Source organism: Collimonas sp. OK307, from assembly GCF_900113705.1.
Taxonomy (GTDB): domain Bacteria; phylum Pseudomonadota; class Gammaproteobacteria; order Burkholderiales; family Burkholderiaceae_D; genus Collimonas.
The window spans coordinates 19,367-45,477 of record NZ_FOQI01000014.1 but is presented as its reverse complement, the minus strand read 5'-3'; the positions used below and the strand labels follow the sequence as shown (position 1 = coordinate 45,477).

14 protein-coding genes, 1 tRNA gene and 1 pseudogene are annotated in these 26,111 nt (G+C 54.4%); 14 read left to right on the top strand and 2 right to left on the bottom strand.

The window, feature by feature from the left end; genetic code table 11:
* Nucleotides 1-60 precede the first annotated feature (60 nt).
* From rdgB to BM205_RS17425, 4 genes are all read left to right on the top strand, one after another.
* Nucleotides 61-645, top strand: coding sequence for an RdgB/HAM1 family non-canonical purine NTP pyrophosphatase (rdgB, locus tag BM205_RS17440; RefSeq protein ID WP_092416140.1), 585 nt, complete (start codon nt 61-63; stop codon nt 643-645).
* Nucleotides 642-1,910: a radical SAM family heme chaperone HemW gene (gene hemW, locus BM205_RS17435; RefSeq protein ID WP_092416139.1), complete on the top strand. Its 1,269-nt coding sequence runs from the start codon at nt 642-644 to the stop codon at nt 1,908-1,910. The genes rdgB and hemW overlap by 4 nt, the downstream gene beginning before the upstream one ends.
* Nucleotides 1,911-2,001: 91 nt before the next feature.
* A tRNA-Ser gene (locus BM205_RS17430) sits at nt 2,002-2,091 on the top strand.
* 511 nt (nt 2,092-2,602) lie between these two features.
* On the top strand, nt 2,603-3,814 hold the full coding sequence (locus BM205_RS17425) for a translation initiation factor IF-2 associated domain-containing protein (RefSeq protein ID WP_092416138.1): 1,212 nt from the start codon (nt 2,603-2,605) through the stop codon (nt 3,812-3,814).
* A 45-nt stretch (nt 3,815-3,859) separates the two neighbouring features.
* Here BM205_RS17425 and BM205_RS17420 read toward each other — a convergent pair whose 3' ends face one another.
* Nucleotides 3,860-5,104, bottom strand: coding sequence for a YagK/YfjJ domain-containing protein (locus BM205_RS17420; RefSeq protein WP_175511306.1), 1,245 nt, complete (start codon nt 5,102-5,104; stop codon nt 3,860-3,862).
* A gap of 1,319 nt (nt 5,105-6,423) precedes the next feature.
* Here BM205_RS17420 and BM205_RS17415 point away from each other — a divergent pair.
* The 7 genes and pseudogenes from BM205_RS17415 to BM205_RS17385 all read left to right on the top strand — a co-directional run bounded on the left by BM205_RS17415 (nt 6,424) and on the right by BM205_RS17385 (nt 12,407).
* Nucleotides 6,424-6,744: an H-NS histone family protein gene (locus BM205_RS17415; protein ID WP_092416136.1), complete on the top strand. Its 321-nt coding sequence runs from the start codon at nt 6,424-6,426 to the stop codon at nt 6,742-6,744.
* Nucleotides 6,745-6,994: 250 nt separating this feature from the next.
* Nucleotides 6,995-7,177 carry a calcium-binding protein gene (locus tag BM205_RS24780; protein ID WP_217646061.1) on the top strand — a complete coding sequence of 61 codons (183 nt, stop codon included), beginning with the start codon at nt 6,995-6,997 and terminating at the stop codon, nt 7,175-7,177.
* Nucleotides 7,140-7,520 (top strand): annotated as a pseudogene (locus BM205_RS17405) (alpha/beta hydrolase fold domain-containing protein); the annotation flags it as partial. The gene BM205_RS24780 and the pseudogene BM205_RS17405, both read left to right, overlap by 38 nt.
* Nucleotides 7,521-7,812: 292 nt before the next feature.
* On the top strand, nt 7,813-9,024 hold the full coding sequence (locus BM205_RS17400; protein WP_092416135.1) for an ABC-three component system protein: 1,212 nt from the start codon (nt 7,813-7,815) through the stop codon (nt 9,022-9,024).
* Complete coding sequence (locus BM205_RS17395) at nt 9,021-9,500, top strand: three component ABC system middle component (protein WP_217646057.1); 480 nt, start codon at nt 9,021-9,023, stop codon at nt 9,498-9,500. The genes BM205_RS17400 and BM205_RS17395 overlap by 4 nt, the downstream gene beginning before the upstream one ends.
* A complete protein-coding gene (locus tag BM205_RS17390; protein WP_092416134.1) occupies nt 9,497-11,350 on the top strand; it encodes a DUF3732 domain-containing protein in 1,854 nt (617 codons plus the stop codon). The genes BM205_RS17395 and BM205_RS17390 overlap by 4 nt, the downstream gene beginning before the upstream one ends.
* 133 nt (nt 11,351-11,483) lie before the next feature.
* Nucleotides 11,484-12,407, top strand: coding sequence for a hypothetical protein (locus BM205_RS17385; protein ID WP_092416133.1), 924 nt, complete (start codon nt 11,484-11,486; stop codon nt 12,405-12,407).
* Nucleotides 12,408-12,650: 243 nt separating this feature from the next.
* Here BM205_RS17385 and BM205_RS24080 read toward each other — a convergent pair whose 3' ends face one another.
* Entirely contained in the window at nt 12,651-12,902 is a 252-nt protein-coding gene (locus BM205_RS24080) for a hypothetical protein (RefSeq protein WP_139227304.1), read from the bottom strand.
* Nucleotides 12,903-13,041: 139 nt separating this feature from the next.
* Here BM205_RS24080 and BM205_RS17380 point away from each other — a divergent pair, with 139 nt between their 5' ends.
* The 3 genes from BM205_RS17380 to BM205_RS17370 are packed head-to-tail and all read left to right on the top strand — an operon-like array spanning nt 13,042 to nt 26,106.
* Nucleotides 13,042-19,737 carry a hypothetical protein gene (locus BM205_RS17380; protein WP_092416132.1) on the top strand — a complete coding sequence of 2,232 codons (6,696 nt, stop codon included), beginning with the start codon at nt 13,042-13,044 and terminating at the stop codon, nt 19,735-19,737.
* Nucleotides 19,734-22,526: a DISARM anti-phage system protein DrmE domain-containing protein gene (locus BM205_RS17375; RefSeq protein WP_092416131.1), complete on the top strand. Its 2,793-nt coding sequence runs from the start codon at nt 19,734-19,736 to the stop codon at nt 22,524-22,526. Before BM205_RS17380 ends, BM205_RS17375 begins: the two co-directional genes overlap by 4 nt.
* A gap of 28 nt (nt 22,527-22,554) precedes the next feature.
* Nucleotides 22,555-26,106, top strand: a complete 3,552-nt coding sequence (locus BM205_RS17370) for a helicase C-terminal domain-containing protein (RefSeq protein WP_217646056.1) — start codon at nt 22,555-22,557, stop codon at nt 26,104-26,106.
* Nucleotides 26,107-26,111: the final 5 nt, after the last annotated feature.

The window sequence follows — 26,111 nt, the reverse complement described above, 5'->3', positions numbered from 1 at the left end:
GGCCCAACAACAACTCCCGTCCGGTGCTAAAGTACCGGCTTTCTTTGCTTCGAGTCGCTCATGTCACGCACCCTGGTCCTGGCCTCCAATAACGCCGGTAAATTAAAAGAATTCAGCCAGTTGCTGGCACAGATCGATTTTGAAGTTCGCCCTCAAGGCGAGTTCAATGTCCCTGAGGCGGAGGAGCCGTACCTGACCTTTATTGAAAACGCGCTCACCAAGGCCCGCCACGCTTCGCGCCTGACAGGCCTGCCTGCACTGGCTGACGACTCCGGTGTCTGCGTCAACGCGCTGGGCGGCGCGCCTGGCGTGTTGTCGGCACGTTATGCCGGCGAACCGAAATCGGATGCGGAAAACAATCGCAAGCTGGTCGCCGATCTGGCGTCGCATGCCGATAAATCGGCCTATTATTACTGTGTGCTGGTATTCGTGCGTCATGCCGACGATCCGCAACCGGTGATTGCCGACGGCCGCTGGAACGGTTTCATCATCGATGAGCCGCGCGGCGCCGGCGGTTTCGGTTACGACCCGTATTTCCTGCTGCCGGAGCAGAACAAGACTGCCGCTGAGTTTACCGCGGCCGAAAAAAATGCCGTCTCGCACCGCGGCCAGGCGCTGCGTGCTTTAGTTGAAAAATTACGATGATCCCGATTAAACCCATCGGCATGCCGGGCCAGGCGAAAAGCCATGCCAGCGGTCACGCCGAAAACAAGCCATCCGCAGCCGCCCAGGCGGCTCTGGCATATCTGCAGCCAGGCGCGCTCAATCTGAGCGCCTTGCCGCCGCTGTCGCTGTATATTCACTTTCCCTGGTGTGTGAAGAAGTGTCCGTACTGCGATTTCAATTCGCATGAAGCCAAGGGCGGTTTTCCTGAGGAAGAATACCTGGCTGCCTTGCGCGCAGATCTGGAAGCCGCACTGCCACTGATCTGGGGCCGCAAGGTTTATACGATCTTTATCGGCGGCGGCACCCCCAGCCTGATGTCGGCGGCCGGACTGGATCGCCTGATGTCGGATGTGCGTTCATTGCTGCCGCTGGATGGTGTCGCCGAAATTACGATGGAAGCCAACCCCGGCACCTTCGAGGTAGAGAAATTCAAGTCATACCGCAACAGCGGCATCAATCGGCTGTCGATAGGCATTCAAAGTTTCAACGGCCGCCATCTGCAAGCCTTAGGCCGGATCCATGACGACGGCGAAGCGCGTCGCGCGGTCGAGATCGCCCATCAGACTTTCGACAACTTCAATCTCGACCTGATGTATGCCTTGCCATCGCAAACGCTCGAAGAGGCGCAACAGGATGTGGCCACCGCCATCGGCTTTGCGCCGCCGCACCTGTCGCTCTACCATCTGACGCTGGAGCCGAATACCTACTTCGCCAAGTATCCGCCAGTTGTGCCGGACGACGACGCCAGCGCCGAGATGCAAGACATGATCAGTGCGCACACCAGCGCCGCCGGATACGGCCATTACGAAGTATCGGCCTATGCCCAGGCCGGCCGCCAGGCGCGGCATAATTTGAATTACTGGGAATTCGGCGATTATCTCGGCATCGGCGCCGGCGCCCATTCCAAGCTGTCATTCCCGCATCGCGTAATCCGCCAGATGCGTTACAAGCAGCCCAAGGCGTATCTCGAACATAGTCGCCTGGGTAATGTAGTCCAGGAGGAAACGGAAATCGGCCGCGACGATCTCGGATTCGAATTCATGCTGAATGCGCTGCGTCTGAATAAGGGTTTCGAGGTGAATCTGTTCAGTGAGCGTACCGGACTGGCCATCAATACGATAGAAAAATCCTTGAACCAGGCTGAAGCTAAGGGCTTACTTTACCGCGACCACAAGATCATCCAGCCTACTGCGCTGGGACAACGGTTTTTGAATGATTTACAGCAGATGTTTCTGCTGGATTGAGCTGTTTTCCTGAGTAATCCTGCTTTTATTCCAATAAAAGCGGCTTCGGGATCGTTAATTTCCCGCAAATTGGGTATAATTACGCCTCTCTGGAAGTGTGGCCGAGTGGTTGAAGGCACTAGTCTTGAAAACTAGCGACGGTTTATCCCGTTCGTGAGTTCGAATCTCACCGCTTCCGCCATATATTTTCACTAACCCCTTGATGTTTAAGGGGTTTTTGTTTTTTTATGGCTTCTGGTATGCCATTCAGTATGCCATCTCTGATGAGGGCCGGTGAGGCGTGCAGCGCACGCCGCCAAGCCCGCTCAATACCTTTGTGGATCGTTGCTGCTGCGGTTTTTCTCCGCAAGCGTAAAGCTGGCAGAGATCAATTGGCGATCTGACGGCCGGCATCGGTCCGGCGCCCGCAGTTTCCTAAGGCTCCAACATTCCCGATGCCTGCCTCAGGAGCGTTTAAATGCTCGGCGTTTCGCTGCTGCAGCGACAGTGTGCAACTCTCATCACGTTCGGCTCTTCCCTGCGTGCGTCGTATGCTCTACGCGTTGCTTGCAGACCTATGTTTAGAACCCTATGGTTACGTCCGAACCCTGTCCGCAATACATTGCTCTTTGGACCTGTTTGGACGGCGCTGGACCTCTCCCGCGATGTATTATTCAAGCCATGACCAAAATTAAATAAGAATGGAATGACATATGGCAGTTGAGAAACAGCAAAACGGAACTGGGGCGACTATCCTTCGCTTAAAACAAGTTTTGGAGCGCACGAAAATTTCGAAATCTTCCGTTTATAACAAAATGAATTCGAAATCACCTGAGTACGACCCGAGTTTTCCGCTCTCAGTCAAACTCGGTCCAAATGCCGTGGGGTGGATCGAATCCAAGATAGAGGCGTGGGTGGCATCTCTCCCCCATAAGAACGATGCCTCGGTTGGAAACATCCTCCAAGCCGCAAGGCCCAACGAGGCAAAAAATGCTGATGTTCCGCATGCCATGGAGAAGTCCTCGGTAGATACTGAGGATGGATCGCCTTCTTCATTCAGCACCCAAAAAGCGAAATCGGTGAGGGCGAGGAGCAAGCGAACATCAGATGAACAAGATGATGTCCTTGCCCAGGACCAAGCCGAGAAATCCTACAACACGCAAAATGCCGATGCCTCGCGTGTCATGGAGAAACCCGTGGTAGAAACAGAGGGAGGACTTGCCGCTCTATTTCGCCAATCAAAAGCGATACAGATGGAGAGGCGTAGCCAGCAAGCGTCAGATGAACTACTTGTCCAGGGCCAGGGCGATAAGTCCAGCGGAGCGCACATTGCCAGTATATCGAGCATCTTGAAGGCGGAGGTGGTCAAGGCGGAGGATAAACCTGCATCATCGCCTGAAAGGCCTAGAACGATACAGGTGGAGGTGCGGAAAAAGCGTACGTATCGGGAGGTCGACCTTTCCCGCAGTCCAGCCATTTCGCAAATGGACGTGGCACAGGTCGCGATCGTGGAAAGCACGCATATCGTCACCGTGCGCCGGATACTTGAGGAAGGTGCCAAGAAATGGCGGCGCCTTTTTTACGAACAGGTGATGGAGCCCATTGGTCTGTCCGCAGACGTGCCGGCCGATCACGAAATTGTCGAAAAAATCCTTGCTGATATTTCAAAAGCATCTCACTCCGAAAATAAAATACTGCTTAGTGTCTTTGTTCAAAAGAGCTTAAATTGTCCTAGTGAGGAATTTTTGAGCTTGGCCAAATCCTTGGGATATACCTACGATAATCCCGATACGTTTGTCCAAGAACAGATGATCCGGGTATTCGAGTTTTACCATTCCCGAAAACCTACACCGCAAGAAGGCATTAAGGACGAATTTCGACACATGCTAGGGGCAAAATATCTTCGTGAGATCGGAACATTGTGACGAATGCTGCTGGCAGGAATTGGATTCCCGCCGCTGCTGACGCAACTAGCCCCTCTTGTTGATGCGATCAAGCGGGGTCACATACCCTCTAGGCTTCTTCGAACCGGCTTGTTTGTCAACGCTGCTGGTTTGTTGACCAATGCGGCTGGTGAGCCTGACGGGCATTTCACCACGCCCCATGACTGTGCAATCTTTGTCAGGTATGTGCCGCAAATATTGATCTTTTTTTGTCAGATATTGAAGGGCATAAAGCAATTTATTGCGCTTCGCCTTTTCTCGACGCTGAATTATTCCGATCCCGTCGGATATGTATTTGTTTGGGTTCGTCTTGCAATCCAAATACCATCCTCGGTCTGGGGTTATATGGTTTTTCCAATAATCCCCGATTTTCTCTGTGATCGACTCATTGTTTATCGTGTCTGAATCACGATAGAAGAAAATAAAATGAAAATAATAATGCCTATCTTCCCCATATTCTAATTTCCATATAAATCCTCCTAGATTGATGGATATTTCGTATTTGGCTCTGAGGTTGTTCAAAAATCGTATGCGATCTTTATGGGCCTGTTTAGCCGTTACATAATGGTTATAGCCGAGATCGATACGTGCTATGAATAATTGAGGATGTCGCGTAAATAAATACTGAGTATATTCGATATTGCTTTTGTAATTTCGAGGAGCATTGCTATTTCTTGCTTTGATTCTTTTTTTTAATTCTAATGTTTTGTATTTGTTACGAATAAAGAGAATTAGATTATTAAATAGATCTGCAGAAAGTTCGTTGTTGTTTTTATGGAAAAATAATGGATTGCAGCCTAATAAATCAGATTCAAAGTGATTTGCCCTGCCGGTGTCGAAATGAAATATTTTCATACAGGCATCGAAAAATAATGTCACGTATTCACTAAATTCATATTTATCACTAAAAAATTGATCGCTACGATAGATATTGCTGGCGATACGATATGTTCCAACAGGAATTCTATTACTCAACAAGGCTGGACGAAACTGACGAAGGTAAATTTCTATCTTGTCAAAATAGCCTGCCAGGGGCTCTCTCACTAAGGCCTCCATTCCTTTGTTATTTTTCTTGTAGCTAAATCCGACTTCCTCACTCGATACGATCCGCTGCACAAACATTTCTATCTCGACAAGAGAAAAGACAAAGCCGCGCCTATTGGGGGGAATCATCTGGATCTTCCGCTGATATCCCTCTTCCTTGACCATGGTTGTGTCTATGTCAATTCCATCGTAAATGTCGCGAATCGATAAGTTGTGATTGCTGGCCATATCTTTCATTTTTTCGGATTGTGGAAACACCAAGCTTTAATTTTCCCCTGGGAAATATTATGCTTTGGAGGTCTCACATTGATTTTAATATATCTAACTAAATATACTAGTTATAGTAAATTTCATATACAAGTAATGCGGATTTAAAAATACAAGTGATGTCGATATCAAGGCTAAAGCCGGATAACAGCCCTAGTCAAGCAGAACGTTGTGTTTGGATGATTTTAGTCACCGTATCGTTTCAAAGTTACTGAGATTGCTCTGGCTATAAAGAGTCCAAGCTAGTGCATTCCGTCGTTCCTTCTGGAGGGCAAATACTTCTAGCTGGTAGCAGATGGATACTGGAATGAGGGGCAGGACTGATGGGAGTACCCTAAGCCTGGCTGGGCTCAAGGCAGAGGTCAAGCGGATGCGTGGACACGCTGCTAGTAGCGTGTAGATGAGGGCGCTGTACTTTGGATGCGGGAAGGTCTAGTCCAGAGCAGTCCAAGCATCGACGTGTGCTAGGCATTGCTCCTACTGTTGAACGAGATTTGTAGCTCGCCTTGTTTGATCTGAGCATTCTCTGCTCTATAGGCTTCAATCATACCGGCAACACGTATTGAGATAACTGTAAAGCCTTGTGAGCATATTGAGGTTTCCAGTTACAACGGCTATTAACTGGTCATATTTTCAGACGATCATAGATTACTCAATCGAGTAAAAAATTACTGGATAACCCTAATATTGTGTCCGAGGCAGAGGTGCACTCGGACACTTGCCTTTAAACGGTTGGGGGCCAACGGCCAAATATACGTTATATTAAGAGAGGTATTTCACACCTCTCTCTGACTAGGTAGTGAAGCATAGCTTCAGTAGAGAGCTATAGAGACGATTAGACGTGAAATAGATCAAAGATGAATAGCCAGCTAGAATAAGCTGGCTATATGACGTTATAGAGATTGTTTGACTTCGAATATCTAATTAAAGAAATGAAATGTGATTCAGTAAATTCAATTCAACGTTACTGAACTGAACAATGTTAATGAAGAGTTGATACGTACGTCATTCACAGAGCTATCGCAACTCAATAGCAGATATAAACTGCAATCGACACGATTAGCGCATCGCTATTGCTCTAACCCCTCTGATCTGCTGGTTAGCAATATACCGCTTGAATGTGGATCTCTGCATCTAAGTACCAGCATCGACTATTCGTTGTGAGTCCTGTGCCGGAATTAAAAACATTCATCATTATTAAATTCCATGGCACTTAGAGTTTAAGCGTGACCTCGAATAATGACGGTTATAATTCCGAATTCAATATTGAAAGGATTGGCATGGATTTGTCTCATCAGTCGGTAACGCAACTACGTGAATTGCTGGAGCAGGTGCAACAGCAGATCAAGATTAAGGAGCGTGACGAGTTGGCTGCAGCACGTCAGAAGGTCCTTGCCATCGCTCAAAGCGCAGGTATCCCTCTGGACGAGTTGATGGGTTTGCAAGCGAAGAGTAAGAGTCGTGCGGTAAAGGCGAAAGTTGCAGTTCGTTATCGTCATCCAAGCGATGCATCGCTGCAATGGACTGGCAGAGGACGGCAGCCAAAGTGGGTGCAAGAATGGGTAGCGATTGGGAAAGCCCTGGATGAATTAAGGGTGTGATTTATCTAAGGGAATTGTGATGGAGTATCGTCCCATTCCCAGTCAATTGGTGGATTGGTCCCTCCCTTGCCAAGGCAAGCCCAAAGACGTCATGGCATCGAAGATCGGAGCACTAGAGGTTACGGTGCTGATACCGTGCAGGAGAATGATACAACTGCTGGCAACACCGATGTGTTGCAGTTCCTGAACGATATTGCTGCCGACCAGATCTGGCTGCGCAAGGTCTCGAACAATCTGGAGGTGAGTATTTATAGGTACTTCGGATAAGGCGACGCTGACTAATTGGTATCTGGGCAGTCAGTATCATGTAGAGCAGTTCAAGGCGAGTGACGGAAAGACCTTGCTGGATAGCCAAGTGCAAAACATGGTAAGTGCAATGGCAGCGTTTTCGCCACCTGCTGCTGATCTCGCTCGTCGCCGACGCTACGCTTGACGGCGCCACGCTGACCTCCCGGCACCGCGAGGATCCGATGATCCGCCGGGGCTGGCTGGAGCAGGGACTTCGCTGGTACGACGCTCCAGCCTGCGCCGAGGTGCGTGACCCGCTCGAAGTGGGGCCGCACGGCCTGCCACCCATGCTAGTCCAGGTCGGTGATCAGGAGCTGCTTCTGTCGGATGCCACCCGGCTGGCGGACCGCGACGCAACCTGCGAGGTTCCATGCCGTCTCGAAGTCCATGCGGCGCGATGGCATGTCTTTCATCTGCAGTCGTTCTATCTTCAATCCGCGGTAGCGGTCGGGACAGCTGCTGAACAGGTGCGCAGCGTCTCGTCATGATATGGAAGAGGGCGTCCACTCCATTAGGTCATGTCTGATTTAGCGCACGTAACTCAACCCCCTCGAAGTCAAGCACTTCGAGGGGGTTTTCATCTAGCTACGCCGGAGCTACGGATTGGTGGTGCATGCGTTTTAGAACACAGCTAACGTCCAGAGAAAAAATTGGCATGCTTATAAGAAACCAAGTATTATTTACCAATAGGCAATATGCCAACTTTTCGTCGCATAAGATTGTGTGTTTGATACTGCTCTAGCAGGGTAGGTACGCCAGCTTGAAAACAGGGGGAGATTAGTGTCTAAACCAAAGAGCTTCACTGAAAAGACTAGTGCCGACGATACCAGCATCGGTTTTGACTATCAGTACTACTATTTCTTGTACCGGTTGCTTAATCTTAAAACTGGAGAATCAGTCGGTCTTGAAGTGAAAGATGATGTTCACACTGAGCTCCAGAATGATTTCCAGTTACTTTTTCAGCTGAAGCACACTGTTCAAAAAACAGCTAGCGGAACGGTCATTGCATTGGCGGAGTTGGATAGTGATTTGTGGAAGACACTTCACAATTGGGCAAAAATTATTTGCGATCCGATTGATGGCCGTTTGCCCAGCGCTGCGCAATTGACGTTTGTCAAAAAGACTGAATTTCACTTGGTCACAAATAAGTCCGAGAGCAAATCAAACGAGTTTTTGAAGCTCATAGAACAGTTTCGGCGCGGTGAAATTAAGTTTGCGGTGGTGAAGCAGCACGTACAGGGTTTGCTGACAAAGAGTCAGGACAAGACAATACAGGAGTACATCTCCGCAGTATTGGCACTTACGGACGATATACTTGAAGAATTTTCTCGGCGAATATTCGTTGAGCTTGGTGAAGATGATGTTATCGAGTTAGTGAAGCGTGCTATTCACGAAAAAGTCATTGATGAATCTAAGCTTGACTCGGTATTTGCACGCTTAGATTCAAATCTTCGAAGTGATAATTTCATTGCTATCAAAAAGGGTGAGCGAATCGTTATCAAGTACGAGGAGTTCTTTACGCGGTATCGCCACGTTTTCACTGATGCTCGTAGCAACGAACTTTCATTGCCGGTATTCAAACCTGTACTGCCTGATGATATTTTTGCCCAAGTATTCATCAAGCGACTGCTCGAAATCAGCGATTTAGCCCTCGGCGACACAGAATCTGCCATTGATTACACAATACAGAAAATGCGTATTTCCCGATATTTTGAGCAATGGGTTCAGTCGGGTGAGTTGGTCGTCGACGAGGTCGACGCCTTGCACAAAGAAGTCATTCTTCGATGGACAAACGAATTCAGAGGGGCCTTCAAAAAATGCACGACCTTACAAGAAGTGGTCGACGAGGCTCTCGTAATACTGAAAGAATTGCGACGGCATCGCTTCAAAGTCTCTGTGAGCGAGTTGAGCCTCGATTTGAGTCACGGTGAACTCTATCATCTTTCCGATGAATCGAAAATTGGGTGGCACCGCGATTGGGAGAAAATGTGAGAGAGATCGAGAATGAACCCCGCAATAATTTCAGACGTAGCTGGGATGGGTACAACAATGTTGGTATTTGCACTGCAGCTATTGCGAGCGTGTTGAATCATCGCCAGACTCTCGCGTTGCCGAAGGTCCTATTGGTTATGCCACTTATGATGCATGGGCCGACGGTTTCATTTATGGGAAATGGACATACGCGTCGAAGGGAAGCTGCGGCATTTGCCACATCTCATCCAGAATTTATCGCAAATTTTAATGACCGATTCGAGAGCAGCTTAGTGGTCTCGGTTAATGCGATTCAGTTGCTCATACATCTGGGTCATGCCGAACTCAAGGATCATTTGGTATTAACCACGCCGATGAACATCGACAAGAGCTTTGGAACCAGGGCTTTGCGTATCGATAAGGCATCCGAAAAAGTCGCTGCGCTCTTAGATAGCCCAGTCAACGAACTCTACTTAAATTTCAGGATACAACTGTGAGATTTGGAATTGACGTAATAAGCATCTGGTCGCGCAAAGGCGTTCGCCGGGATGTTGAATTTAAGCGCAATTGCGTAAACGTTATCACGGGCGGGAGTCAGACCGGAAAAACTGCGCTTCTGCGGATCATCGATTATTGCTTCCTCGCCAGCGAACATAAGCTGCCGCATGATGTGATTAACGATAATACAGATTGGTATGGGTTGAAGTTCTACATCAACGACAAGGAATTCGTTCTCGCTCGCAGAAGCCCGCATGAAGCTCACGTGTCGAATGATTATTTCTTTTCAAGCATGGGCGAATTTCCTGCGCTTCCAAGTGCGAATAGCAGCGAGGCCGATATACGGAGCATTCTCGAGGCGGAATTTGGTATTGACGATCGCGTGGTTCTTCCTTTCGGTGGCCGCGCTTTGAAGTCGGGATCGAAAGTTTCGTTCCGATATTTTTTCCTTTTCAATACGGTGTCCGAAGATATCATCATTAATACGACGACTTTCTTCGATCGTCAGGATGAAGAGCGCTACCGGGAGGCATTACCTCGAATCTTTGACCTAGCCCTAGGGATAGACGATTTGAGCAATATTGCGGCGCGCGAACGAAAAGAACAATTGCGTAAGGAAATTGCCAAAGCGGAGAGGAGAAGCAGCTCATTAAATACACGCAGCGGTATCTTCGACGGTGAGGCTCGGAAAATAGCGTCACAGGCGGCTGCGTATGGGCTTATCAAAGAAGCGCCCGCAGATGTATCCGCTGCCAGTCTCCGAGATGTCATCAAGGACGTCACTGCGCCGTCGATGGATGCAACCGCGCAGCGTTACTCTGAAGTCAATGCGCAACTCTTTGCCACGAATCGACGCATACGCAAGCTCCAGCAATTCACTGAAGAGCATAAAGCGTACAAAACAACGCTGAAGGTATCCGAGGACAGCCTAAAACCTTTACAAGTCCTGATGGGGCGTTCAGCGGACTTGGTTAAGTCAGAAATCTTTGATGACCTGATGAGTGGCCTGAAAGCTGATTTATCCCGCGTGAAAGAAGCCGTAGCTCCAAGGCGACCGGTTGATGGGCAGGTTACCTCTTTGCTTCGGAAACTGGAGAGCGACAAAAGCGCACTTGAGGAGCAATTGGAAGCGCTGCCGAAAATGCCGAAGTCGTTCGATTCGCTTCGTGACATGTGGCTCTTTATCGGCGAGGCGCGCGGAAAGCTCGATGCATATGCTGATGCGGAACCGGAGACGAGCACCGTTGCGGGATCGGACGTTTCGGATCTAATGAGGAAGATGGAGGAAATCGACGTACGCAATGTGGAAGAAGCTCGCGACGCCGTGGTTTACCTTATCAACGAGGTGGCGATGGGACTTGTAGGGGAGGCTAGCTCGGCCCTGGAGAATTATGGAAACTGGCAGGCCATCTTCAGTTACAGGGACAAGCGTCTTCAACTGCGCAAGCCACGCTCGACACTAATAGAAAACGTGGGAAGTAGTTCTAACCATATGTTCTTGCATCTGTTCCAGTTTCTTGCACTTCACGAGGTGGCGATCAATAAAAAATCGGTGTTTGTTCCTGCTTTTTTGGTCCTAGATCAGCCGAGTAGGCCGTACTACGGCGAAGAAGATGTCGTTGATCCAGAAGAGGTGGATCATAGTGACAGGGCAAAAATCAAGGCTGCGTTCGAAATGTTGAACAATTTTGTTGCGCGAATAAATCGCGATTATGGCGCTGAATTCCAGATGATTGTACTGGAACACATCCCGGCGTCTCTCTTGGCGGGAATGAAAAATATTCATTTGGTTGAACAATTTCGTGATGGGAACGCACTCATCCCTGCGTCGTGGCGTAGCCATGAGTGACGCAACTATTTTTACTCTTGTTCTTAACCTAAATCAGTGTTCAACACTGACGCCTATGTTTCGCATGCTTGCAGGTTAACTAGGGCGTTAGGCCACACACGTTCATTCACATGTCAATCAAATCAACTCACGCATGAAGATAGAATTCAAACAAGTGTTACTGTATGCGATCACGCCGGCGTTGATCGCTGGGTTCTTCTCAATAGCGCCAAAACTGTACGAGGTCATTAGTGAGCCGAAGGCCGTTCTTAGATACACACTTGTTGCCGGCCCTCAGATAGCGATTGATGGAGTCCAAGAACAAGTAATTTCCGTAAGAGTTTCAAATGCAGGAAGGAAAACTCTCACGGCAATACAGGCTGAATTGTCAGTTCCAGGCGGATCGCTAGCAGCGGCGTCAATCGAAAATAATAGTGGATTGACCATTGAGTCAAAGAGGTCCGACGACAAGATTGTCGTCGCCATTCCAAAGGCGCTGGAGGGGGAAGCGTTCTCCATCGCAGCGTTGCTCAAGACGAGTAAGCAAGGCATCGCACCAAAGTTCCTCGTGCGCAGTGAGGAAGTTTTAGGCAAAGCAGATGAGCCGGCCACTAGCCCCCTCAAGGATATTCGCACAACGTTATTCAGCGCCTTAGGGGCGGCTGTTTCAGTGCTGACAATGGCACTCGCAGCACTTCTAAAATTGAAGACGACTGTCATGTCAAGCAAGCGAAACGCAATTCTCTACATCGCTCTCTCCACCAAGGTGGATACATTGTTTCAGGCGGTCCGTGCTGAGGGTGCGGAAGTAACATACATGGACTTTGCAGATATGTTGCTTGCACTTGGGAAAAGTTCAGATGAGAGCGCTAGGCGAGCGTCGGTAGCGGGCCTGCAGTGCTTACTTGAAATCAAGGACGTCGCGGACGCCTCAAAGGCCATCGCCAAGCGTAACCTAGAAATATTGCTGGGAAAACCTATTGAGAGTGGACCGCATGATCCGGAGATATCCGCTCGCGATGCACTGAGATTCAGGGACCATGTTGATCTTATCTTTGCACGGCAGAGTTCAACTTAGAGCGTGGCTTAACATGGCGGTCGACCTCGCCCCTTGCTCTACGTTGCTGCCCGAAAGTCCAAGTGGAGCCCTCGCCACGAATGACCGCGGTCATGCTCGGCTCCAGCCCGTTGCTCGATCATCGGCTTTCATGGAGCTAGGCTGAGTCCTAGCCCGTCATTGAGTATGGATAACCGGCCCACTGGCGAGCATCACCTTGCGCCGATAGCGCCGGTTTCAAAACGTTCTGTGAAGGTGCTTATTTCATAAATTGACTCTTGGGAAAAACAAAAAAAATGCTCCCGGCATATCAGGAACAAAGGCTACCATCGGCCGCCTGTTTGTTACTAATCTACGCTGTAGCGAGTCTCTAACGGTACACGCGAAAGCAGGGCTTGACCAATTAAATTGACGTGGGTGTTTTTTCTTGTTTGCACCAGTTTTCCACTCATCTAATTGATCGGCAGCTATTGTTGCAGCTTCTCCAATCTCTTTACGATGAGCTTCTGTATTCAATTACATCGAATTTTCTACAATCCGAAGCGCCGCGACAGTTATGCAAACGGCCTTTTTCCGGTAGAGTTCGAAGAACAGTATTTAAACCGGCTACAGGACATCTAATGAAGCCTAGGCGATTCATGGGAAGTGAATAATAATGCGAAAAATCGACCTTGAGAGCATTTCCAATAACACCAAGGGTATGCCCGACTGCTGGCACATTGATGCGGCAGGCAAATCCTCTCCCGAGGTCTTTCAAAAGCATTTCGGTCTTCCCCGAAGCCGGCGCAACGACAAGAAGATTCTGGAAGTCGCCGACGTGCGTTCCAAGCGTTTGGCGTACTTCATGTGGTGCTTGCTGCACTACCGCAACTTGGGGCTGTCCATCATGCTCACAGGTGACAAGGACACCAGCCCCGAGGCGCATGCCATGGCACGCTACGACGAAGGCTGGCATCTACGCAATGCAGAGGATCTGATCGAGGTCGTTAAGATAGATGCGGATGGTCTCAACACCAAACTGACCGATTTGCTCGCTCAACGGAGAGACAAGGACTACAGGCTTCAGCAGGTCAAGGTCCAGGCCTTGGCCAACCGTGCTAACACTACGGTGGACCGCGCCTACGAGGTGATGTGCAAATGCGCCATCGAAACATGGCTTCGTGCCCGCAACGACCTAGCCAAATGGGCCCAGCTTGATGAGGATGCCAAGCAACTGCTGGCTGAAGTCATCTTTGCGGGCTTCACTTTATTCGGCAAAGCCGCGCTCGAGGACATTGCAGCCATCGAGCCGGGGGTCTTTTCCTATTATAGGACCTTCCGGGGTCTAGCTCCGATCTCGGTGAATCCTGTGCCTGCGGTGGTGCCGTATATGCTGGCCGATGTCGGTGTCCCCCAGGTTCCGCAAGACGTGCCTGCACCGTCGGTTATGATCAGTGCGGCCAGCCACAGTGGTACCTCGATCAAGTCGGTTCAATCGGGTAAGGCGGTGACTGAGCCAGTCGGATTATCGGGAGAAGGTGGGCAAGGTGTGGTTGCTGTGCCTCAAACAACTGTAACCCCAGTCACGGCGCAACGTGCCGACCATGCAGCGGCTGAATCGGCGCCGCAGTCCCTGCAAGATCTCTATGCGCTCATTGCTAGTATAAGCCAGCAAGTCCAAGGCAATCCCAATGTGGGGCCGGAGCCAGGGCAACGTATCAGTGAATTGCTCGACCAGCATCTGCAGCGTCTTGCTGAGCTACAGGCACGCCTAGCCCCAGAAGAGGTGCGTGTGCTGATCGAACGCTACTGCGATGCCGTGCTCAACATGGCCAGAGCCCTGGAGTTCGACAACAGCGAACAGCGAGACCTGGTGCCCGTGTTGCGGGCGGCTTGGAAGATGACCGTGGTCTCTGCTCTGGAAGATGGACGTCCACGTGCTTGGTTCGAGATGAACCTCGCAGAGCGCCGGCAGCTGCCCGAGTTTGTCGAGCGCTTCGAGGCCGAGCAGGCTCGGATCGCAGCCGCCACCGAGGAGATCGAGGAGATCAAGGCCCAGCTGGTGCACGCCAAGTTCACGGCCCGGGCTTCCTTGAAAGCCAAGGAGACGCACAAGAACAACGTGATCAGCAGCGCCGACCAGGAGATCGAAACGATCCGGGTGGAGGCGGCCCACTCGCTGGTCCCCGAGGGGCGAACGCTGGATGATCTGATGGAGGACACCTCTTTGCTGGAAGAGGTCGAAGTCGAGGTGGAAGGCTTCAACCGTCAAGCCGTGCTGTACTTGCAGGCAGTCGTTTCCGCTCTGGATCCTGAGCAAGCAGAGGCTGCTGCCTCGTCCGACGCACAAACCAGCCCTTCGGCCTCTTTCGAAGAACTGCCTTCAGAGCCTGTCCAAACTGTAGCGCCAACGCCGGTGGTGGCCCAGCCGGTGCCGGCTGCCGTCGAGGAAGTTCGAGAAGCGGTGCCGGAGGAAGCTGCGGTGCAAGAGGTGGTTCCCCCGGTGGTAGAGCCTGAGCCTGTGGATGAACCCACGATGGCCGAAACCGCGCCCGAGTCTGTGGTTCTGGTCGCTAAGGCTGCTCCAGCAATGGAAGCTGAACCCGAGGCGGCAATCGACGAGCCCGCCGTTTGTGGCGTTGACGAGGCGCTGCGCCATCTGCACTGGGCCGAGTCCAAGGAAGAGGCACAGCAGGCTTTCCGGATTTCCTACGAGCAGTATTCGCAGGTGCCGCGCTACATCGCGGAAGCCGTGGCCCTGCATTGGATCGAGGAGGGTCACCTAAATGTGGCCTACCAGATCCTGCGGGATGCCAACGAGTCGACCCTGCTGTCCGACCGGGTGCTGGACGCCTCGCTCCTGCGCTCGGCCTTCTTTGGCATGAACCTTTGGCCCAAGGACCGCGAAGCGCTGAGTTACACCCAGCGCGACCTGAACCTGCTCAACCACAAGGACCTTGAAGACCATCTCGAGCGCAAACCCGCGGGCAAGCTCGTGCCTTACCTCCTGGTCTGCGCGACGTTGCAGCCTGCGCTCTTTGCCGGTGGCGAAACGCAAGCGGCCACCTTGTTGAAGCTCGCGGCCAATCACTTCGACGACCATCTGAGTCGCCTGATCAACGACACGGCCGACTTCACCCTTCGGGGCGGTCGTCTGGATCTGGACATCCTGCGCAATGAACAGGCCCAGGAGGCGCACCTGGCCGCGGCCAAGCTGCAGGATCAGGTCAACTCGTGGGTGGAGCTCAACCAGCAACGCACCAACCGCTGGCATGCCCTGCGGCTGGCACTGCGCAGCTGCATCAAGCGCCCGATTATTGGCGACACGATCGCCGCCATCAAGGCAGGAGAGCAGGGCGATAGTGCTGCCGTGCGTCTCTTCGTCAATACTTATTCGACACATACCGAGTCGTGCCGTCTTCTGGATGACCTAGTAGTGGAGATTCGTACCGATGCCGCAGTGAGCGATCACATCGACACACCAGCCTATACCACCTTCTGCCAGCAGATTGATGGCCTCGTGTCTATCGCCCAAGCCTGGCTGCTGGAAGTGGCGCCGGCCGAGGTGCGCCCGAATGATGTACAGGACTTCCTGCAGAAATTCCACACACTGCTGGAGCGCTCCATCCACAACCTGGAAAGCCACCCGGGTCATGCGGACCTGGAGCACCGCGCGGGCAGCATCATGCTGCTCAAGCACTTACGCAAGCTTCAAGCCGAGATCAAGAGCGCTTCCCACGACACTTGGCGTTTCGACCAAACCGATGCGACCTTCCGTCTACCCGAGACGCTGGCACGCCTGGACATGGGTGACGTGGGCGTCGACCTGCGCCTGGAATGGTTCGCCATGCGACTGACTTCGCCGAACTGGCTGGCCGATATGCTCGACCTGGCCCGCCGCCAACAGGCCCACTGGGTGCGCCTGCTCCTGTTGCGTCAGCTCGAAGAGATCAGCGGTCCGCGCGACGCCGAGATCGACAGCGTCTGCAATGACATCGCCGGCGTTCGCGCCAAGCTCAAGAAGACCATTGAGCAGTTCCGCAACCTGTCGCTGCAAGCGATGTCGGTGGACATCATCAGCGAAGGCGAGCACTTGGCCAACATCGACCAGATCCATGAATGGATGGAGGAGCTCTCCGACCGCCGGCCCTACGTTGACGTGTCCGACATTGATGACGATGTGCAGTTGCGCGTACGTTCGATGGAAAAATTCCTCAATAGCAGAGCAGCTCAGCTCGAAGAGGAACTCGATCGCGAGCTGCTGAGCATCCGCATCAAGGTCGGCCAGGATGCCGTACCCGATGGCTGGGACACCCGGGTTCGTCAGGCGCTGGAAAAGCGTAACCTGTCGCTGGTGCACGAATTGATCAACCAGTTGAAGGAGCAGAGCGAACGCAACGCTCGCCTGGTGGAAACTTCGCTGCTCGACAATGCCGAGTTGACAGCCTTTCTGCAGGTCCAAAACGAGCTCTATAGCCTCTTACATGAGCACCCAAACCCGCGCGAAGCGGGTGAGCGGGTCATCAACGAGCAACCCGGCGGCCTCGACTACGCTGTGCATAAGGCGGACTTCAAGTGCGCCATCGGCACCTTGCTCGAATGGCGTAGCAAGGGCAAAAACAGGCGCCCGGCGCTGGAGAAGCCCACATACGAAGGCATAGTGGAGGTGTTGCAGTTCCTGGGCATCGATGCAGTCAACAAGCTCGGAAAGTCTGACGTACTCAACAGCTGCGAGTACAGTCCAACTGGTGACTTCCGCCGCCTTAAGGTGCGCATCGCGCGCCCGACCTTACCCAAGGGCTTCCCTTTGTTCGAGGGAGAGGTTGGCACCTCCCAGCCGCTGAACATCATCTTCGTGCAGGGGGGGTGGAGTCAGGGTGGGCTGACCGACCTGATCGAGCGCCATGGACAGCCCGATCGGGCTGTCCTCATGGTTGGCCAACCCCTGAATCCTGATGAGCGCAAGGCCTTCGCCACGTTCTGCCGTGACCGCAAATGCACCATCTTCTTACTCGATCCGGTGATCCTGTCCTACGTGGCCACCGCGCGGCACCAGCAGATGATGCTCGAGACCTTTTTGAGGGTGAGCGCAGCTTGGACCTTTTACAACCCCTACACCAAAGGCGATGCCCGTCTGCCGGCACCGCCCGAGATGCGCTTCGGCCGGGAAAATGACATCGCCTCCCTGGTGGAGCCCCGTGGCGCGGCGCTCGTCTACGGCGGTCGTCAGCTGGGTAAAACCACGCTACTTAATGCAGCGGTGCAGGAGTTCAGGAAGCGTGATCCGTTGCACAACCACGCCTTCTACATGCCGATGGACGGCATCTTCCAGCACGTGGTTGAGCGTGGCATCAACGTCAAGAAGCGACTCTTCGAGCAACTCGTGCTAAAGCTCGTTGACGACAAGGTGCTGGTCAACAACTCCAACAACGCCCAGATGGATCCGGAAGATCGGCTGCATCAGGAGTTCCTGCGCCCCGGCACCACCCGAGTCCTCTTCTGTCTGGATGAAATCGACTCTGTCCTCAACAAGGATGCCGCGACCAACTTTGAGCTGGTCCGCTCTTTGAAGGCTTTGGTTAACGATCCGCACCATCGCTTCCGCGTGGTGTTCGCGGGCCTCAACAACGTCAACCGCTTCCGCACTTATCCCAACGTTCCCCTGGAACAGCTAGGCAGTCCGCTGGAAGTGGGCATCCTCTCGTCTCAGGATGCACGCAGTCTAATCCTACAGCCGCTGACGGCCTTGGGCTACCGCTTCGAGGAGCCTGAACTGGTGGATCGTATCATGGCGTTCACCAATCGACATCCCAGCTTGCTGCACATTTTCTGCAGCGAGTTGGTCGAGCAGTTGGGGCGAGATCGCAGTCGTCAGGATGGCCAGCGCCTGATCCATCACAGCGATCTCGATAACATCGAAAATAACTCCGATGTTCGCCGTCTCTCTGGGGAGCGTTTCGACATGACGCTCAACCTGGACAAGCGCTACACGGTGGTGGTATACGGCCTGATCGCCGCCTACGACAAAGGCATTGGCAAGTTCACCGTGAGCAAGGCACTCGAGGTGGCGCGCACATGGGTGCCCGAAGAGTTTCAACAGATGAGTGAGTCTGGCTTCGAGAGCCTCCTGCTTGAGCTTGTCGGTCTGGGTGTGCTTCGCGTAGACGACAAGGCAAAACGCCAATACGCCTTGCGCAACCAGTCCATCCTGCAGCTCATCGGCTCAATGGACGACGTCCAGCACAAGCTGCAGCAGGCCATCAAGGGTCTTAAAGATCACGAACAAGACGTCCTAACCTGCCACGCCACTGGTTCCGGTCCGAACCGGATTCCCTCTCCGCTGTCCCTACAGGACGAGCGTATGATTCTGTCGGCCAAGCCGTCAGAGGGGGCGCCGAAGTATTCTGTCTCACTGATCATGGGCACACCGGCACTGGGTATGACCTTGAAGGATATGCAAGAGGGCTTTAACACCATCAACGAGTTCCGGTCGGGCAGCTTGATGTCTAAGTACGAAACGCGTGTCGTCAGCGGAATGGCGACGATGGATCTCAAGCGCTTCTCGGAGATAATCAATACGGCCATCGAATCCTCGGTCAAGCCGGCGGTCGTACTAATTTCGCTTGAGGACTGTTCCTCGATCGACCGGATCATGGACCTGATCAGCATCGCCAACGAAAAGGCTTCGAAGGCGACCCGACTCAGGTACCCGCTGCGGTTGGTCTTCTTGATGGGCGCGCGAGCAATGTGGAGCTGGCACGCACACTCCTGGCTCACGGCAGCGCCCAACGAGATCGGAGGCCAGGTGGATCTCAACTGCTGGACACGTCACGCCTGTGAAAGCTTGCTGGAGCAGCAGGGCATGTCGGTGACCCCTGAGCAGGGGAAGATGTTGCGCGACGCCACCGAAGGTTGGTACTTCTATCTGATGAAGTTCATTGAGGTGCGCAAGAAGAAGGAGTCGGCCTCGAGCTTCAACGACTTCTCCAGAATATTCAAGCCTTTGGCCGAACTGCCGCCCAAGGATTTTGAGAAATTCGTCCAGATGTCTGGGATGGACAGCCTCGATTGGTCCTTGCCGCTGGCAGGCAAGCTCAAGGAATTCGACACCCTGGGCAATTTTTCCAAGGAAGATCTGCAGACGGCTATCGAGTTCATCGGAGACGATAATTCCGACTTTCCCGTCACGCCCGAGCAGGCAGGTTCGGTCGTCCGCTGGTGGGCCGCTCTGCGTGTTATCGAGGTCAACACCAAGGAGCAATCCAAGGATGCCGACCGTGAAGGTCAGATCACCTACAGCTTCATTCCGTCGATCCAGCGTGCCATCGCCGAGCATCTGAATCAAGCTGGCGCCAAGGAAGCACTGGCGTGAAAAGCGCCACGTCCACTAAAGGCTGGTGCAATCTGGTTGAGCAGTCCTGGCCGGCGGTCACGGCTTCGGAGTTGCTGCGCGACGGCGACGAGGTCTGGAACGCCGAAGGTTTGAGCACGCCCAGGGAGGAGGAGGCGGTGGGCTTGGCCGCCATAGGACGGCTGTTGCGCTATGGACAGTCGATTCAGTTGAACCTGCCCATCGGCCGTGAATCGACCTTACCCCGTCTGGCTTTCTATCTGCACCGCCTGCGTCTCGATGCAGCCGGCGGTCTAATGCGCTCAACCTGGTTCAATCCGGTCACGATCGCTGATCGAAACGACTTGATCGTTTTCGGACGACCACGGCGCATGCTGCGCGACTTCAGTACCTCAGCCGTGATGCGACCGATAGTGGTGGACTCCATCCGGCCATTGGTCCCGTCGGAGTTTCAACGCACCTTGTTGGTCAGCGGCCACGGGGACCTGCTGGAAACCCTGGAGTTGCTCTCCCAAAAGAGCCATCCCTTTGCCATCGTGGTGCAGGTGACATCTGAGGGCTGCGATGGAAACGCCCTGAGTATCATCAAGGTCTTGCCCGATTTCTTCCCCGGTGTCCCCATCGCGGCTCTGGGCTACACCGGACAGGTGCATCCAGAGCATTTTCCGATGCACGCCTGGAACACCCGCATCGCGGATGTTGTGGCCTTGCGCCACGCCTCGGGCGAGCCGCTGACCTACATGTCGCCGCAAATCGAAGTGATTGCCGCGCGCGATCCGGTGATGGATGCCTTCGTTAAGAAACTAGGCTTCATGATCTGGAGCCTGAAGCGCAAGATGGAGGAAACCGGTGGGCCATCGCAGGAGCTTTCCGCTCTGATGGCGGTCGACCGGGCCTTGCGCTGCCTCAATGTTCCTCTCCCTGTACACGAACAGGGCACCTTGCGCCACGTGCGCGGTGGTCGTTACCCGATTCGCATGATCGAGTCTTGGCTGGATATCGCCTCACGCCTGAAGGGCCGGCGCGGGGATATCCAAGAGTTGCACGCCCAGACTCTGGTCTTTACGCGCAACATGATAAAGGACCTAGCTCAGGCTAAGCCCGGGCGTGGTGAAGCCATCATCCAGTTGTGCCGCCAGGCCTTGAACTGTGACCTGCGCGTGAGCATACTGGTGGGCAGTCGGCGCGATGCCGAGATTCTGCAGAACTACATCGAAAAGTGTCTGGGGCCGGAGGCGATCGAGAACGTCATGGTTTCTCATATGGATGGCTCGACCGCCGTTCCACCGGAACGAGTCGATCTTGCGATCTATGCAGGGGTACTGTACCCCTCACGCATCCACTGGCTGGGATTGGCCGCCAATCGCAAGCTGGTGCTGTGCCATCCCTTTGAGCAAGAACGGGTGTGCCAAGAGGTGCGGCGCTGGTGGCAGGACTACGCCTTGCCTAGCGCCCCCATGGGCGACAAGCAGCGCCTGTGGTCGCTCGAATGGCCTGCCATGGGGTATCTGAAGGATACGCTCATTGACGACGAAGCCAAGAGCGACAACGAAATGGCTTTCACGTTGCTGGAGAACGATGGCGAATACCCCCGGCCGATGCGCGTAGCCCAACTCGAAGCCACTCGGGGCTTCGACGATTGGCTCGATGCGCTCATGACGGAGCCGCTGCCAGTGCAGCGCGACGATGAAATTGTGCCCGAGCCCACCCGCGATGTGGTTGTTCTGCATCTGGAGGGACAGTCCGAACCTGTGCGCTGGGCGGTCAATCACCAAATCCTGCGCTTGCAGGACGATGAGTTGGTCGTATGCACTGCCAAGGACCTGGAGATCGGCAGCGAACTGGTAATGCTGGTCAGTAGCGAGGAGCGCGTGGCGACGCAACGTGACCTCTTTGACATGTTCGTACAAAACAACCATGGTCTATCTCAGACCCTGCGCATTGCCGAAAAATGGCAAGAGTTTGTTGATGCCTGTATGCAGAAGCTCGAGTCCGCCGTCGAACTTAACAAATACCTTAAATCCAAGCGCTACGAGGTACACAACAACACGGTGCAGAACTGGGCTCACGGTGGGGTAATCGGACCGCGAAACCCGGCGGCCATCCGCTTGCTGGCTGAACTGGCCGAGATTCCCGGCGCCGAGAAGATGTCCACCATGGTCACCAACGCGATTCAGGTCATCCGTGGCGAGCATCTCCGCATCGGTTCTGACCTGCGCCGCGCCATCGCGGTGTCTCGCAGCCGTGATGTCTCTGCAGTGCAGATCGGCTCGCGCCGGTTTTCGCGTGACGTCTTCGATGCCATGGTGCAAATCAGTCGGGTGGTGCGCATCGAGCGCCCGTCGCTCGAGCAATCGAGCTTGGCACAGCCGCGCATCGTCAAGGAGGTGGCGCTGGCATTTGCCATGCGGCACGGCGGCAAGGTCATCTTTACACCTGGGTGCGAGCGTTCCATGAGCCGCTCGGCTTATGCCGATCTGCAGGCTTTTGGCAAGGTGCTGCAAGTGCTGGTCGATGGGTTCTACCCCATGTACGCCAGCCTCACCAAGTCGCTCAAGGACGTCGAAGACATGCTTGCGCCGATCCCCGCGTCCTACGCTGGCGGCATGTCCGAGGTCACCAAGGGCAAATATGCGCAGCATTACTTCCGCCAGTACGAAGGCCAGCGCGTCGACATTTCGCGACACATTAAGCTGGGGCGAAATCACGACCAGCGTTATACGCTGCGTCTGTACTTCCACTGGGATGCTGAACGTGCCAAGATCGTGGTGCACCACGCGGGCGAACACCTGCCGACCCTGAACAGCTAAACTCCATCCTCATTCGAGAAACCTGCCCATGACCAAAGCTTTGACCTACCGCGACAAGATGGCGATCTCCGAGCGCTTGCTTGAGTTCATGCGCATGCGCCTGACCGGCAAGTCCACAGTGATCCTGCCGCCCGAGGGCCAGGTCTACGAGCAGGACCCGGCGGAGATTTCGCTCGTCGGCGGGCTGGCTCAACTGCCTGACCCTGATTACCCGAGAGAGCAGCCTCCGAGCGCGATGGGCATGGTGCTCATGGTCGAGCCCGATACGTCAGGCAAGGTGGTCGTATCCTTGAACGGTCGCTTCGACGTCACGCACCGCTACGTGCCATCGCTAGACACTATGATAAAAGCGGTCCAGGTGGGTGCCGATGGCGACCGCCACCAACAAAAGCTACCCGACTGCTTCCGGCGCTTTACGGTCCAGTTCTCTGATGTATCATTCACCCTCGACAAGGCGCATCTGAACCAATGGGCCGAGCACAAGCTCGAGCCCTTGATGAAGTCCTTGCACAAGGTCTGGGAGACCGACCCGCGGATTTTCCGCATCGGTCAGGTCAACGACAAGGGCTACATTAACACGACCATCCCCTGGGGCAAGGACGACTGCGCCAGCAATGAGGAGCTAGCCGACTTGGTCACGCGCAGCATCTTCATCGGCGACAGCATCTTGATGCACGACGTGAGGCTGCGGGCACGTCTGCGTCGGCCGCCGCCCAATTTTGCAGGCAAGGAAAACCGCTTTCTGCTGGAGCTGTACCTCCAGAACAACACGGATTCTACGACTGGCAAGGCCTATGGATTGAACCGACCGAGCCTGCTGGACGCTGGCTTCGAGGCGAGCCTGCTCGCGGGTTGGCAATTCGATGTGCCTCACCGCCTGCAGCCCGAGGACTACCGCTACCAACCCGAGGACGGGGTCGCAGGCTACGGCGTGACCTGCGCGGTCGAGAAGGTCAGGGATCTTCGATTCCGAACCAATTCGATGCCAGTCTTTGCGCAGGCGAGGGTGGATGCTCCGTCTCCGAAGGATGTCGGCATGCCTTTGCCGGCCAGCTTCCAGCTGCTCAAAGACAAGCCGATCGAGGTGCTCGACGGCTTTCTGTCGGCTCTCAAGAACTACCGAGGCGTCTGGGATGGCGTCGAGGCCGACCTGGGAAAGGCCGGCATGACCGCCGAACTCGACGCGGTGCGTCGGGACCGCCAGGACTATGAGTGCGAGGTCAGCCTCATTGAGGACGGTATTGACCTCCTGCGCAGCCACGACGACTTGCGCCGCTGTTTCTCATTCATGAACGAGGCAATGAAGCGCGCTATCGAATTGCAGGGCAAGTCGTTCGACGGCTGGCACCTGTTCCAGCTGGGCTTCATCCTGACCCAGGTTAGGGCGGTCTACGAGCGCCATGCGTTGGCGCACGAGTGCAGGGGCGCAGCCAAGACCGTCGACGTACTCTGGTTCTCCACGGGCGGCGGCAAGACCGAAGCCTATCTGGGCATCATTGCTTTTGGCATGCTCTACGCGCGCCTCAAAGGGCGCATCTACGGTACCACCGCCTGGTTGCGTTTCCCTCTGCGGATGCTCTCCGCCCAGCAGTTCCAGCGACTGTCCTACGTCGTGGCACAGGCCGAGATGCTGCGGGTGCGGGAGGGCTTGAAGGGGCACCCCTTCACTGTGGGCTACTACACCGGTAGTGGCACACCGGGCCGCATTAGCCGCTCGGACACAAAGGGTGCGGATATCTTCTTGCCGGACATCGATGACGAAAGCCTGGATCGCTTCCGATTCATCTCCGATTGCCCTTACTGTGGGCAACGAGGCTCGGTCCACATGACCCGCAACATCGACAAGGTTCGGATGTTGCACCGTTGCTCCAACCCGGAGTGCTGGAGCAATACGCAGGCGAAGGAAGGCGAGTACGGAGAGGGTATCGCAGGCGAGATCGGCATCTTCGTCAGCGATGAAGAATGCTACCGTTACATCCCAACAGTCCTGGTGGGTACGGTCGACAAGCTCGCCGTGATCGCCCACAACGAGCGCTTCGCGGGCTATCTTGGGGCGTTCCGGCATTTCTGCCCCGAGCACGGCTTCACGGCGGACACTAAGTGCAAGCACCAGCGTATCCGGAAGGCGCTGCAAGGCGGCGAGTACGAGTCGGTTGACTGTGGCAACAATTCGCGCACGAGCAAGATCCGCACGGTGCAGCTGGCGCCGATGCTGGACCCGGGCTTCAGCTTCCTGATCCAGGACGAGTTGCACCTGCTGCGCGAATCCCTTGGCAACTTCGATGCCCACTACGAGACCCTGCTGCAGGCGCTGCAGGTGGGGCATGGCGGGCAGCCCTCTAAGGTGCTGGCGGCCACGGCCACCATCAAGGACTTCCAGAACCATATCTTGCACCTCTACATGCGTCCGGGTAGACGCTTTCCGTCGCCGGGCGCGGTGCGAGGGGAGTCCTTCTACGCCCGCATCAGCCGGGAGGGCGATGAGACCCTGGTGAGGCGCTGGTTCGCCGGCGTGCTTCCCTTGAGCTTCACACGCGGCGGAACGGAACGAGCCGCTGGCGAGGTCGCATCACGCTACCTGGACCAAATCGACGAGTGGCTGGAAGGTTTGGCAGCCAAGGACCCCAAAGTCCTGGAGCAGGTCGGCGTCCAGGCCGATCAGGCGGATGTGGTGCTCGACTATGTCGGCAAGTACCTCAACACCGACCTGATTTACGCCAACATGAAGCGCCAGACGACGGCCATTTTGGAGCATCTGGACAACGTCAACGCGCGCGACGGCAAGGACCGAACCTTCCGCCTACTCGACGGGCAGACGCCCCTGGACCACATCATGGATGCGATCCACCATTTGGAAACCAAGGCGCCCAATGATCCGATGCGCCATCTGGTAGCCACCAGCGTGGTCTCACACGGCGTGGACATTGCCGAATTGAACTTCATGGTACTTGATGGGTGGCCACGGTCGACCGCCGAGTACATCCAGTCCTCCGCCAGAAGCGGCCGGGTCCAACCTGGGATCGTCATGTCGATCCTGAGTTCAGGCAAGCTGTTCGAGTCGGGGGTGTTCCTCAACTTCGATGACTACCACTTCTTTCTCGACAAGTTGGTGGACTCGGTCCCGATCAACCGCTTTGCACCCAACGTCATGCAGCGCACGTTGCCCGGGGTCTTCACCGCGGTAGTACTCAATTGGGCCAAGTTCCAGCCGGTCTGGGGCTTGACCTTGAACCGCTATGCCAATCAGCTGCACAAGGTCCTCAACGATGCCACGGGCGTTGCGCGCCAGAGGCTACGCGAGATGCTTATCCAAGCCCTGGATGTGCCACCCTCGATGATGCACGAGTTCGATATTCGGGTGCTGGCGTCCTTCAGAAAGCAACTCGAGGACGAAGTCGACCGAGGTCTGCATCGCCTGCAGAACTTGAACGCGGCCAGCGCAGACAAGGACCTGGGGACGGCTCTCGAGTCGATCTATCGGTTCCCGCCGATGCGTTCCTTCCGCGATATCGAGAACCAGATCGAGATCGTCTCGGCTGGCCACAAAGAAAAGCGCACCTTGAGTGCTCTTGGACGATAAGGAGA

What these genes read in the sequence shown, in the direction of transcription:
- BM205_RS17370 (WP_217646056.1), top strand. Translation starts at nt 22,555, where the DNA reads ATGACCAAAGCTTTGACCTACCGCGACAAGATGGCGATCTCCGAGCGC.
- hemW (WP_092416139.1), top strand. Translation starts at nt 642, where the DNA reads ATGATCCCGATTAAACCCATCGGCATGCCGGGCCAGGCGAAAAGCCAT.
- BM205_RS17385 (WP_092416133.1), top strand. Translation starts at nt 11,484, where the DNA reads ATGAAGATAGAATTCAAACAAGTGTTACTGTATGCGATCACGCCGGCG.
- BM205_RS17415 (WP_092416136.1), top strand. Translation starts at nt 6,424, where the DNA reads ATGGATTTGTCTCATCAGTCGGTAACGCAACTACGTGAATTGCTGGAG.
- BM205_RS17380 (WP_092416132.1), top strand. Translation starts at nt 13,042, where the DNA reads ATGCGAAAAATCGACCTTGAGAGCATTTCCAATAACACCAAGGGTATG.
- rdgB (WP_092416140.1), top strand. Translation starts at nt 61, where the DNA reads ATGTCACGCACCCTGGTCCTGGCCTCCAATAACGCCGGTAAATTAAAA.
- BM205_RS17420 (WP_175511306.1), bottom strand. Translation starts at nt 5,104, where the DNA reads ATGGCCAGCAATCACAACTTATCGATTCGCGACATTTACGATGGAATT.
- BM205_RS17425 (WP_092416138.1), top strand. Translation starts at nt 2,603, where the DNA reads ATGGCAGTTGAGAAACAGCAAAACGGAACTGGGGCGACTATCCTTCGC.